At 68.4% G+C, this 12,356-nt stretch carries 11 protein-coding genes; 8 read left to right on the top strand and 3 right to left on the bottom strand.

Annotated features, from left to right (window positions below):
* The first annotated feature begins 23 nt into the window (after positions 1-23).
* Both EV647_RS16385 and EV647_RS16380 read left to right on the top strand, forming a co-directional pair.
* A complete protein-coding gene (locus tag EV647_RS16385; RefSeq protein WP_134003568.1) occupies positions 24-815 on the top strand; it encodes an alpha/beta hydrolase in 792 nt (263 codons plus the stop codon).
* Positions 812-1,597, top strand: a complete 786-nt coding sequence (locus EV647_RS16380) for an SDR family NAD(P)-dependent oxidoreductase (protein WP_134003566.1) — start codon at positions 812-814, stop codon at positions 1,595-1,597. The genes EV647_RS16385 and EV647_RS16380 overlap by 4 nt, the downstream gene beginning before the upstream one ends.
* A gap of 299 nt (positions 1,598-1,896) precedes the next feature.
* Here the strand turns inward: EV647_RS16380 and EV647_RS16375 are convergent, their stop codons facing one another.
* Positions 1,897-2,814 carry a class I SAM-dependent methyltransferase gene (locus tag EV647_RS16375; RefSeq protein WP_134003564.1) on the bottom strand — a complete coding sequence of 306 codons (918 nt, stop codon included), beginning with the start codon at positions 2,812-2,814 and terminating at the stop codon, positions 1,897-1,899.
* 65 nt (positions 2,815-2,879) lie between these two features.
* Here EV647_RS16375 and EV647_RS16370 point away from each other — a divergent pair, with 65 nt between their 5' ends.
* From EV647_RS16370 to EV647_RS16345, 6 genes are all read left to right on the top strand, one after another.
* Positions 2,880-3,533, top strand: a complete 654-nt coding sequence (locus EV647_RS16370; RefSeq protein ID WP_166680345.1) for a TetR/AcrR family transcriptional regulator — start codon at positions 2,880-2,882, stop codon at positions 3,531-3,533.
* Positions 3,534-3,672: 139 nt separating this feature from the next.
* Positions 3,673-4,620, top strand: coding sequence for a hypothetical protein (locus EV647_RS16365; RefSeq protein WP_238177243.1), 948 nt, complete (start codon positions 3,673-3,675; stop codon positions 4,618-4,620).
* Positions 4,621-4,636: 16 nt separating this feature from the next.
* Positions 4,637-5,557, top strand: coding sequence for a hypothetical protein (locus tag EV647_RS16360; protein ID WP_134003560.1), 921 nt, complete (start codon positions 4,637-4,639; stop codon positions 5,555-5,557).
* A 134-nt stretch (positions 5,558-5,691) separates the two neighbouring features.
* The gene (locus tag EV647_RS16355; RefSeq protein ID WP_134003558.1) at positions 5,692-9,450 is read left to right on the top strand and encodes a S8 family serine peptidase; all 3,759 of its coding nucleotides are present in this window, start codon (positions 5,692-5,694) and stop codon (positions 9,448-9,450) included.
* Between the two features lie 171 nt (positions 9,451-9,621).
* The gene (locus EV647_RS16350; protein ID WP_202876183.1) at positions 9,622-9,990 is read left to right on the top strand and encodes a MarR family winged helix-turn-helix transcriptional regulator; all 369 of its coding nucleotides are present in this window, start codon (positions 9,622-9,624) and stop codon (positions 9,988-9,990) included.
* A gap of 2 nt (positions 9,991-9,992) precedes the next feature.
* On the top strand, positions 9,993-10,808 hold the full coding sequence (locus EV647_RS16345) for an NAD(P)-dependent oxidoreductase (RefSeq protein WP_134003556.1): 816 nt from the start codon (positions 9,993-9,995) through the stop codon (positions 10,806-10,808).
* Here EV647_RS16345 and EV647_RS16340 read toward each other — a convergent pair.
* Together EV647_RS16340 and EV647_RS16330 are read right to left on the bottom strand one after the other, a co-directional pair.
* Complete coding sequence (locus EV647_RS16340; RefSeq protein ID WP_134003554.1) at positions 10,781-11,197, bottom strand: ester cyclase; 417 nt, start codon at positions 11,195-11,197, stop codon at positions 10,781-10,783. The genes EV647_RS16345 and EV647_RS16340 overlap by 28 nt on opposite strands.
* Before the next feature lie 200 nt (positions 11,198-11,397).
* Positions 11,398-12,351 (bottom strand): hypothetical protein, encoded by a 954-nt coding sequence (locus EV647_RS16330; RefSeq protein WP_134003552.1) that lies wholly within the window; start codon positions 12,349-12,351, stop codon positions 11,398-11,400.
* Between the last annotated feature and the right edge of the window lie 5 nt (positions 12,352-12,356).

The following is a 12,356-nucleotide window of genomic DNA, read 5'->3' as shown; positions in this document are numbered from 1 at the left end:
CGAGATCGACCAAGGAGGCGACTGTGAGAACACCAGTGCTGTTCGTTCACGGGCTGTGGCTGCATGCAAGTTCGTGGGAGCCGTGGCTGGCACGGTTCCGGGACGAGGGTTATGAGCCGCAGGCGCCGAACTGGCCCGGTGACGGCGAGACGGTGGAGTCCTCGCGACGAGCCCCGGAGGCGATCGGCGACCACGGCATCGACGACGTCGTGGCCCACTTCGCCGCGATCATCGATGAGCTTCCCGAACTGCCGATCCTGGTCGGGCACTCGTTCGGCGGGATGATCGCCCAGAAGCTCCTCGGCCAGAACCGCGCGAAGGCCGCCGTCGCGATCGACGCCGCCCAGATCAAGGGCGTCCTCCCTGTCCCGCTGTCGGCGCTGCGCGCCACCCTGCCGGTGTTCAAGAACCCCGCGAACAAGCACCGAGCTGTCTCGCTGACCGCCGACCAGTTCCGCTTCGCCTTCGGCAACGCCGTCTCCCAGGAGGAGTCCGACCAACTGTTCGAGCGCTGGACCATCCCGGCACCCGGTAAGCCACTGTTCGAGGCGGCGTCGGCCAACTTCAACCCGCACTCCCCCGCCAAGGTCGACACCGACAACCAGACCCGTGGACCGCTCCTGTTGATCGCCAGCGGGAAGGACCACACCGTCCCCGAGTCGGTGACGCTCGCGACACTCAAGCAGTACCGGCATTCCGACGCCATCACGGACCTGACGACCTTTCCGGACCGCGGTCACTCGTTGACGATCGACTCCGGGTGGCCCGAGGTCGCCGAGACCTGCCTGACCTGGCTGCGGAAGCAGTCCCTGTGAAGCTCGACCTCGCAGGCCGGACCGCAGTCGTAACGGGCGCCAGCAAGGGCATCGGCTTAGCTGTGACTCGCGCTCTGGTCGCCGAAGGCGCGCAGGTAGCTGCAGGGGCTCTCAACGGTTCGGAGGAATTGACAGCCCTGGCCGAGGCCGGTGTCGCCACGGTGCTCGGCGACCTCACCACCATGCCGGGCTGCCAGGCACTCGTGGACCTGGCCGTCGACCGCTTCGGCGGCGTCGACCTGCTCATCAACAACGTCGGCGGGGTGCGACCGCGCACAGGCGGTTTCCTCGAAGTCACCGACGCCGACTGGCAATGGGCGCTGGAGTTGAATCTGTTCTCCGCCGTCCGCGCGACCCGCGCAGCGCTGCCGCACCTGATCGAATCAGCGCCATCGGCCATCGTGACGATCTGCTCAGTCAACGCCACCCTGCCCGACCCGGGCGTGATCGACTACAGCGCAGCAAAATCGGCCCTCCGCAGCTTCAGCAAGTCCCTCTCCAAGGAGGTCGGACCGTTGGGCGTCAGCGTCAACACCGTCAGTCCCGGACCAGTCGAGACAGCACTCTGGCTCGGCCCCGGTGGGGTGGCCGACACGCTCAGCCGAGCCCAAGGCGTCGACCCTGCCACCGTCCGCGACGCCGCGGTTGCCGGCACACCCACTAGACGGTTCACCCGGCCCGACGAGGTCGCCCAACTCGTGCTGCTCCTCGCCTCCAGCACGGTCAGCAACCTGACCGGAAGCGACGTCCTGATCGACGGCGGCATGGTCAGCACCCTCTGACCACCGACGTACCGCCCATCCAGCCGGCGCCGCGCCGGACGCTCCGTCCTCTACTACCGCACCCCCGACGGCAACCGCCTGATCCGCGCCACCACCGACACCGAACCACCACCGAGGTGAACAGCCTGCGCAGCCTCTCGAGCCACCCGCCTCCGCCGGACGAACTACTCGAGACGGCGCGATGGCAACGGAGTGAGTACGCCGTGAGTTGGGGCACCCGCTCCACCCGCGCATGCTGCCCGACGCGCACCCTCCCTGAGTGGTGCTCTCCTTGGCCGGACCCAGCGCCTGGAGGTCAGTCAGTCGGCGGGGGTCCGGCTCGGGTGTGCGTCATCCGGGCGGCGGGCGGAGCTGACGTAGGCAACGCCTGGGATCCTGAGGCCGTCGGTTGTCTGGTATCTCGCCAGCCTGCTGCGAACCTTCTCCCTGATGGCGGCGAGGTCTTCCGGAGGCAGAGTTCCGAGGATCCGCTTCAGCGGGCCGGCTAGATCTGTGCGCAGGTCCCAGTAGTCCTCGAAGGACGCGTCATGCGTGGGTACGGGCACCTCCTTGACGCGTACGTTCTCGAGTGCGGCCGAGGCCAACACTTGGGCGAGAGCGCCGTCCGCACCCAGCGCGAAGGGACCTGGGAAGCCGGCAGGCGGAACCGGCGAGCCGGTGTGCTCCTGCACGGCGTCTGCGAGCACTCCGAGCCACGGATTGCGGTCGCGCGGACCCCACACGGTGACGGCGACTCGCCCGCCGGGGCGCAGTACGCGGGCGATCTCGCTCGCCGCCTTGACGGGGTCCAGCGCGAACATGAGTCCCTCGCGACAGACGACGATGTCGAAGGAGGCGTCTGGCAGATCAATCTGCTCCAGGTCGATGACACGCGCGCTGACCGCTGCGGTGGTTCCACCCTTGCCTGCTCGTCGCGAGGCGCGAGCGGCCGCGATCTCCACCATCTGCGGCGCCGCGTCGGAGAGTACGACGCGGCCTCCGGGAGCGACGCTGTCGGCGATGGCCAGGCCCAGCCCACCGGCACCGCAGGCAAGCTCGAGCACCTCGTCGCCCGGAGTCGGCCCGACAGCCTCGATCATCAGGCGGGTGACGAGCTCGGAGCGTTGCTCGACATGATCGGCGTGTACGCCCCATGACTCGGCGACCGCACCCCACATCCGATGGACGTGCTTGCGGATCTGCTGGGGCGTCGGCACCTGGGCAGTCTCTGTTGACATACTGCTCGCCTCCTTCGGCGATTCGTTACACGCTGCGTGTAACGAATATTGCTAACATGAGGCCTGTGCCGGACGAAGTCAAGACCCCGCGTACCTATGACTCCTCCCTCCGCGCGCGGCAGGCCGCGGATCGGCGTCTGGCGCTCGCCTCGGCCGCGAAGGATCTCTTTGTCGAGCTGGGCTATCCGGCCACGACCATGGACGCGGTCGCGTCGCGCGCAAACGTCTCGCTCAAGACCGTCTACAACGCCTACGCGAGCAAGTCCGGTCTGCTCAGGGCGGTGTGGGACATGTCGCTCAAGGGCGACCTCGACGAAGCCCCGGTCGCTGAGCGGCCCTGGTACACCTCGCTCATGTCCGAGCCTGACCCGCGGCGGCAGGTGGCGATGACGGCTGCGGCGTCACGAGTCGTCAAGACGCGCATCGGGCCGATGCTCAAGGTGATCCGAGACGCCGCCCCGGTCGACGAGGACCTGGCGGCGCTGTGGGAGCTGATCCAGACGGACTTCTGGGCCAATCAACACGCGATCATCGAAAGCCTGGACACCAAGGGGGCCCTACGGCCGGGCCTCGACATCGACCATGCCACCGACCTGCTGTGGACGCTCAATCATCCAGACGTCTGGCTTCTGCTGGTAGATGGTCGGGGCTGGACGCCCGAGGAATGGGAAACCTGGTTCGCCGACGCCTGCCAACGCCAGCTTCTCGCCCCACGCTGAGAACGTAACGCGGGACATGCGCCGGATCGGGTTCTGGGCGGCTGTCCCTGCGGTGCTGTCCGACGGGGTAGCAACTTTCCGTGCCTGCCCGGCATCTAGCGGGTAGAGCGTCCCCGGGGCGCGGGGAGGACTGGCGGACATGAAGCGACGCATGGTGGTTTGGGCTGGGGGCGCCGCGCTCGCGGCCGCCGCGCTCACGCCGGCCGCGGCCCAGGGCGCTGAGACATCAGGGAGGGCGGGGACGACCGGGCAGCGTGCCGCCGCGGTCTGTGAGATCTGGCAGGGGTCGGTCACTGCGTCCGGGCAGCACACGTCGTCGGAGGTGGCCGCGACCACCCCGCCGTCGGTTCTGGACCAGCGGATCACGGAAGGGGCGTTCCAGCCCGGGCAGATCCGGCTCAGCGCCCGGACCACCAGCGAACCGAACGTCGCCGGCCCGGACCGGTACGGCTACGTCGTCATCGGTGACGCCCTCTACTGGAGCAACTACGCGATCAACGCGGCAACCGGCCAGATCGACCCCGACGAGCAGCACCTGCTGCGGCGGGTCGGCGGTGGTTGGACTCCGTTCACGATGCTGGAGACCTCGACGTACGAAACCATCGACGGCGACTTCAGTCGCTCGGTCGCCTACGGGATGCGCGAGAACGGCGTGCTGTACCGGTGGAAGATCGTCAACGGGACGTGGCAGAGCAACGGTTCGTACGCCGGGTTCGCCGCGGTCAAGTCGATGACCCTGATCAGCAAGTCCCCGACGTACGACACGTTCCTCGCGAACACCCGTGGTGGAGCGCTCTACACGATCCGGATCCCGTCGTCGGTGCCGATGCGGCCGATCGTCAAGCCGGTCCGGAGCCGCACCTGGCAGGGCTTCGAGGTGCTGTCGGCGATGGCGTGCGGCCGGAACAGTACGCTCCTGCTCGGCATCGACAAGGACACGAAGTCCGGCTACCTGTACGCCGTCGGTCACGCGAACGGCCTGTCCACCCTGATCCGGTCCCTGGGCAAGGTCGCCGGGACGTTCGACGACCCGGTGTACTTCCGCTGGGTTCCGATTCCCGTCTACGACATCGCCAACGGCGACTGATCGAAAGGACCACGAGATGTTCCGCAAGGCCATCGGCCTCACCGGCGCCGCCGGTCTGGCACTGACCCTCGGCACGGCAATCCAACCGGCCCAGGCGGTCCAGACGAGTCAGACGGCGGCCTGTGTCCTCGCGCTCGGGTCGTTCAACGCGCAGTGGGGTCAGAACAAGCAGATCGTCACTGCCACCGCACCACCGACGGTCGGGCCGGTGCTGAACACCTCGAACATCTACCAGTCGCCGTTCGGCGTCGGCGTCACGCCCACCACGTTCACCGAGACTCCGATGACCGGCGGCCGCACGGCCCGGGTCGGGAAGATCGTCATGGGTGGGTACCTGTACGACAGCTCGGCCATCGTCCGCTCCGACGGCTCGCTGGTGCGGGGATCGAACGTGCTGAAGAGGTACGGCGGTGGCTGGGGCGGGAAGCGCTTCCTCGTCCAGGCGCGGTACAAGGCGTCAGCGGCGAGCAAGCCGTCCCGTACGACGCTGTACGCGCAGGACACCTCCGGCAGGTTCGGGCGCTGGACCGATCTCGGCACGGGTTTCCGCAACACCGGCTATGTCGCCGGACTCAGCACGATGAAGGCATTCGCGCTGATCGCCACGACCGCGACGTACGACCTGTTCCTGGTCAACAACCGGGCCGGCGGGCTGTACACGCTGAAGATCCCGACCACCAACCCGCTCAAGCCGGTGGCGACCCCGGTCCGCACGTCGAGCTGGCAAGTTTTCGAGAAGATGATCGCGGCGCCGTGCGGCACCGGCTCCATCGTCCTCGCGATGGACTACGACACCGGCAAGAAGTACCTGTATGTCGTCGGCCACGCGAACGGCGCCAAGACCGCGATCAGAAACCTCGGTGAGGTCACCATCAACTGGGGCGACTTCGACCACTTCCGCTTCGCCCCGGCCTACGACCCGTTGAACGGCGGCTGACCAGCAAGACCTCCACGCTGACTGGGTGCCCATTCTTGCCAAATCCCGGTGTTGCTGGCGAAAACGGGCAATTCGTTTACACCTGTCCTCGGTGCTGATCAGATTCGGTCACTCCTGACCACCGAGAGGACACCATGCGTTCTTCTGCCCGTCGGCTACTCGTGCCGGCCGCTGCGCTTCTCCTGGTCGTCGGTCTTGCCACTCCGACGACGGCCGGCGCCGAACCACCCCCACCGCTCCCCACCGCCGGCGGCGCGGCCGCGGCAGGGGGGACACCCCTCGACCTCACGCTCATCACCGGCGACAAGGTCACGGTCGCGGCCGGGCCCGGCCGCGCCGTGTCGGTGCAGGCCGTCGAACGCGCTCCGCGGTCGACCGGACCGGTACGGGTCAGCGTGGAGAACGGCGACACGTTCGTCTACCCCGGCGCCGCGATGCCGTACCTGGCGACCGGGCAGCTCGACAAGCAGCTGTTCAACGTCAGCGAGCTGGTGGCCGAGGGGTACGACAATGCCCGGAGCAAGGACCTCCCGCTGGTCGTCACGGGCTCGCCGGGCGTGGCCGCCAAGTCCGCGCGCCGCTCGGCGCTGCCGGGCACAACCACCACGGTCGACCTCCCGTCGGTCGACGGCGCGGCCGTCAAGGCCGAGAAGGCGCAAGCGGCCGCGCTCTGGTCGGCGCTGACCGGGCAGAGCGGCCCGCGGGCGAAAGCGAGCACCGCCGCGGCGCCCTCGTTCGCGACGGGGATCGCCAAGGTCTGGCTCGACAGCAAGGCGCGGACGATGCTCGCGGACACCACCGCACAGATCGGCGCGCCCGCGGCGTGGGCGGCGGGCGTGACCGGCACGGGCGTGCGGGTCGCGGTGCTGGACTCCGGTGTGGACCTGGGACACCCGGACCTGGCACCGCGGATCGTGGCGACCAAGAGCTTCGTGGCCGGTGAAGACGTCGTCGACCGCAACGGTCACGGCACGCACACCGCGTCGACCGTCGCCGGTACCGGCGCGGCCTCGGACGGCAAGGAGCGTGGCGTCGCACCGGACGCCGATCTCATCGTGGGCAAGGTGCTCGGCGACAACGGCTCCGGCCCGATCTCCGGCATCATCGCCGGGATGGAGTGGGCGGCGCGGACCGAGCACGCCAAGGTGATCAACATGAGCCTGGGGACGCCGGCCTGGCACACCCAGGACGATCCGCTGAGTCAGGCGGTGAACGAGCTGAGCGCCGAGACCGGTGCCCTGTTCGTGATCGCCGCGGGCAACTCGGGGAGCAGCCCGTACAGCGTCAGCTCACCGGGTACCGCGGACGCCGCCCTCACCGTCGGCGCGGTGGACGGTTCGGACCAGCTGGCCGACTTCTCCAGCGTCGGCCCGCGGCTGATGGACGACGGCCTCAAGCCCGACCTGACCGCACCCGGCGTCGACGTGCTGGCCGCGCGGTCGCAGTACACGAACGACGGCGGCGAGGGCTACTACCGGACCGACAGCGGTACGTCGATGGCGGCTCCGCACGTCACCGGTGCGGCCGTACTGCTCGCCGCGCAGCACCCGGACTGGACCGGGCAGCAGCTCAAGGACGCACTGATGAGCACCAGCAAGCTGACGCCCGCGTACACGCCGTACCAGGCGGGGACCGGGCGGGTCGACGTCGCGGCTGCCTCGCTGCACGGTCAGCTCACCGCCACCGGATCGGTCGACGCCGGGCTCGTCCAGTGGTCGCCGAACCCGGCCCGGACGCCGGTCAGGCGGCAGATCAGCTACCGCAACACCACCGACAAGCCGCTCATGCTGCGACTGTCCACCGACCACGCCGGGATCTTCCGCCTCGCCGCGTCCCAGGTGACAGTGCCCGCGAAGGGCACCGCAGCGGTCGATTTCACGGCGGACCCGAACGGCCTGGCTCCCGGCCAGTACGCGGCCCAGGTCATCGCGACCTCCTCGACCGGCACTGTGCACACGGCCGTCGGGCTAGCCGTCGAGCCGAAGAAGTACAACCTGAACGTCCAGCTGAAGGACCAGGCCGGCAAGCCGGTCAGCGGTGAGGTCGAGGTCACCGGTGCGGACGGGAAATCCACCGTGCTGTGGGCAACAGACGGCGAGCTCACCAGCCGCTGGGCGCCGGGCTCGTACACGATAGTCTCGACCCTGGACGTGCCCGGCAGCCACGGCCCGCACTCGCTCGGTCTGGCCTTCCTGACCGCGCCCGAGGTCGACCTGACCGCGGACCGGACCGTCGTCCTCGACGCGTCGCGGAGCCGTCCGATCAAGGTCGACACGCCGAAGCCGACGACCGTCACCACGAGCAGGTTCGACATCTTCCGGTCCTTCACCTCGGCGCAGCCGACCCCCGACGACAGGGCGGCGCTGCACGAGATCTTCATGCCGCCGCCGGACTACGACAGCTTCTGGGCGCTGCCGACGAAGAACAAGGTCCGCACCGGCAGCTTCGTACTGACCACCCGGTTCCGGGCCGAGCAGACACCGCTGACGATCAGCTACGACGGCCGCAGCCTCGACGACTCGCTGCTCGTCCAGCCCGGCTCCCCGGCGTTCCGCGCCGGCACGACGCGCGTCCAGGCCGTCTTCGCCGGCACCGGCACGCCCGCCGAGTACGCCGGTCTGGACGCGCGCGGCAAGGCGGTCGTCATCCGCAACAGCATCGACGTACCGCCAGCAGACCGGGCCGCCGCGGCGCACGCCGCCGGCGCGGCCATGCTGCTCGTGGTCAACGACGGCATCGGCCGCTACAACGACTGGTACGGCGGAGCCGACGGCCGGACCCCCGGCCCGATCCCGACGGCGTCGCTCACCCTCGACGACGGCGAGGCCCTGATCAAGAAGCTCACCACGCACCGGACCGAGCTGACCGTCGCGGCCAACCCGGTGCCGTCGTACCTGTACGACCTGGTCGACTACCACCAGGGCAAGGTCCCGGACGACCCGTCCGCGGCCACGGACCCCGGCAGCCTCGCCCGGATCGAGAACGACTTCGCTCCCCCGAACGGGCAGCAGGTCCTGGAGAGTCGCGAGGACAGCCCGGCGTACGAGTACTGGCCGGCTTCCTTCCCGTACGCCGTGTACGGGTCGATCCGGGTGCCGCGGTTCCCGGCGAAGCCCGCGGTGGGGCACCGGACGGACTGGGTGTCGGCAGGCGCGAAGTGGCAGCAGTACGCCTCGATCAACGGCTGGGCGACATTCACCGACATCACGAGCTACCAGCCGCGCAGCGTGCAGAGCCAGCGCTGGTTCGGTCCGATCGTGCGGCCGCGGATGCTCGAGTTCGAGCTCCCGCACCGGGTCGGCAACGCGATGGGCGGCATGATCGCCGGGTTCGGTGACGGCGGGTCCGCGCACAGCGGCGACTCGCTGATGACGCGCAGCTTCGCGCTGTACCAGGGCGAGGAGAAGCTGGTCGGGAACGGTCCGCGGCCGGACTTCGGCGTGGGTGACCTGGCGCCGGAGAAGCGGCCGTACCGCCTGGTTGCCGACACCGTCGGGAACGCCGAGCTGACGCCGTACTCGACGAGCACGCACACCGAGTGGACTTTCACGTCCGGGGAGGCGGAGAACCAGCCGCTGCCGCTGGCCCAGCTCGACTACGGCGTGGACGTCGACGCGGCCGGGCGGGCGAAGCGGAACTCGGTCTTCGCCGTCAAGCCCGTGGTGCTGGGCAGCAATGCCCGGCAGGACGCCGTGGTCTCGGTCGGGCTGGAGGTCTCGTACGACGACGGGGCGACCTGGCAACGGCTGCAACTGAAGGAAAGCAAGGGCAGCTGGGAGACGCGGCTGCAGGCACCGCCGCGGGCCGGGCAGGTGTCGGTGCGGGTCACCGCCAAGCAGCGCAACGGCGGCGGCATCAGCCAGACGATCGTCCGGGCCTTCGGGCTCAGATAATGCGAGCGGGCGGCCGGCGGGCGCCGGCCGCCCGAGTGTTGGTCCCTTGATTAATTGTTAGCCACCTGACAAGATTGTCAGGTGGCTAACAGAATACGAACCCCTGATCTGGACGGTGCTGGGGCCTGGGCCAAGCGATACTTCCTGGCCAGCCGGGCTCTGATGGATTCGGTGCTGCGTCCCTACGATCTCGGGCACACCCAGTGGTACGTGCTCCAGTTGCTCGCCATCAACGGTCCGTTGAACCAGCGTGAGGTCACCCGCCTGCTCGAAGTGGAGCGAGCGACACTCAGCACGATCACCGGCGTTCTCGTCCGTAAGGGGCTGATCGAACAGCTTGCCGACGACGCGGACCAGCGCCAGAAGGTCCTGCGCATCACGGCGGCCGGCACCGACCTCTGGAGCACGATCCCGGATCCGATCGAGCTGATCACCACCGTCGCCTTCGCCGGAGTCGATCCGACCGACCTGGCAACCGCCCAGCGCGTACTCAGCGAAGCCACCGAACGTCTCGTCAACCACAGAACGGAGAACAAGTAACCATGACGATCCTCGTCACCGGTGGCACCGGCCTGGTCGGCTCACGTCTGCTGAAGCGATTCGCCGCGAACGGTACCGACTGCAGAGCGCTCGTGCGTCCCGGTAAGACCGTTCCGGAAGGAATTCAGCCAGTTGAGGGAGACGTCCTGCATCCGGAGACGCTTTCCAAAGCCCTGGTCGGCGTCACGGCCGTCGTTCACCTGGCCGCCGTGTTCCGCACCACGGACGAAGCCCGGATCTGGGCGGTCAACTCGGACGGGACCCGCAACCTGATCGCCGCAACGCAAGCCATCAGTCCCCAGGCCCGGTTCCTGCTGGCCAGCACCTCGAACGTCTACGGTCCAGAACTCACCCATCCTGGTCGCGAGACCGACGCGACGACCGCGACGCACGCTTACCCGGCCAGCAAGATCCAGGCCGAGGCGGAAGTCCGCGCGAGCGGGCTGAACTGGGTGATCCTGCGCTTCCCCTTCGTGTACGGCGACCAGGACGGTCATCTCGAAGCGGCCCCGCACCAACTGGCCGAGATGGGATGGCATCCTGCGCGCAAACTCAGCGTCATTCACCACGAGGACATCGCAATCGCGATCAACCTCGCCCTGACCGGCGAACTGGACGGCCAAACGGTCAACATTGCCGACGACTCACCCCTCACCGCCTACGAAATGGCCCAACTCGTCGGCTCGACCTACGAGTCCTCCGGCGAGCCCCTGCCCAACCCCTGGCAGGGCCACATGGACATCTCCCTCGCTCGAAGCCTCGGCTTCCGACCGAAGGTGCCCACCGCCTATCAGGCCTGTCGCGACGGAAGAATCTGACCATTGAATTGGGACGCGACCGCATCGCGGTCGATGAGGGACCAGACGTGCGCGATCCGTCCGCCCTCGAACCGGTAGAAGACGTGCTCGGCGAAGGAGACCGCGCTCCCTGTCGGTTCTAGGCCGAGGAATGTACTTGTCGGGGTGCAGTCGAACCAGAGCCGGCAGGCCACCATGTCACCACCAGTGGACAGCAGGTGAGCCTCGAAGCGTAGATCCGGGACCGCACGAACATCCTCCGCGATCATGTCGGCGTACTCCTGGCGGGTCAGCTGCTTGTCGTTGTAAACGAGTTCGTCGCACACATAGCGGTCCAGCTCGTCGAACCGCCGGCCGTTCAATACGTCGAGGTACGCCAGGTACGTGGACTCCAGGTTCTCGTGGACCATGGGTTCTCCTTCCAAATCATCCGGCTTGCCGGCGAGTATGCCTCGACAACTGGAACGCCGAGTCCAACAACCACATGATCGGCATCACCGAACAACCCGGCTACCACATCGTGACCCGAGCCATCGATTACCAGAAGGACCTCTGAAACAAGCCGGGGGCGCCGCGTCAAGCGGCGCCCCGGCTCTGCACTACTGCAGGATCACTCCCCCACCAGCTGGTTCCAGTGGCCGGTGACCGAGAAGATGCCGGTGCCCGGGATGGTGCCGCCGGTGACCCGGCCGTAGGACGTGACCGCGGTCTTCGAGCCGTTGAACTTGCTCATCGCGTACTGGTACGCCGCGTCGGTCTCGTTGTCGAAACCGGTCACCAGCGTGCCGCCCCTGGCGCCGCACTCCCTGGCGGCCAGCGACTCGTACGCCGCGAAGCCCGCGCTACGGACCAGCTTCAGGATCGGCTTGGTCGAGGCCGCGGCCGGGATCCGGACCGTCCAGAGGGCACCCGCCTTGGTGGTCATCAGGAGCGTGTCGTAGGTCGGGGTTTCGGAGACAACGGTCATCGCCTTGAAGCCCTTGAAGCCCGGGAAGTGGCCGAGCGCCCGGAAGGTGCCACCCGACGCCGCGTAGCGGTACAGGCTGCCGTTGGTGCTCAGCCCGTACAGGTACGAGCGGTTCGGCGCGGTGATCGCGTAGTTCGACGTCACGAGCTGGGTGAAGCTGGTCCAGCCGGAGCCGATCCGCGCGTACGTCGGACGCGCGTTGTCGGTGTCGAAGTAGGTGACACCGCGGTACAGCGTGCCGTTCTGCACGAACAGGCTGTGGTAGTAGAAGTGCGCGTCGGTCTGCACGCCGTACCACGTCGTGTTGAGACGGGTGCCGGCGAACGGGAACTCGGCGAAGAACTCACCGCGCGGCGGCTTGCCCGGCGTGACCAGGACGTCGTTGATCCCCGGCTTCGGGGTGTTGAAGCCCACGTCCTGCACGCATCCCCCGGAGGCGAGCTTGGTGTTCGGCGTGGTCTTCAGGTTGCCCTGGGCCGGGTTGGCGATCGCAGGCGTCGGGTCGGACCGGACGGCGGCGGTGGCCGGGCCGGCGGCGGCCGTGGCGGCGAGCATGCCGACCCCGGCCAGGGCGAGCGCGAAGCGCTGCAGTTTCATACTGG

This window comes from Kribbella sp. VKM Ac-2566 (genome assembly GCF_004366005.1).
Taxonomy (GTDB): domain Bacteria; phylum Actinomycetota; class Actinomycetes; order Propionibacteriales; family Kribbellaceae; genus Kribbella; species Kribbella pratensis.
This window is presented reverse-complemented; position numbering and strand designations above follow the sequence as displayed.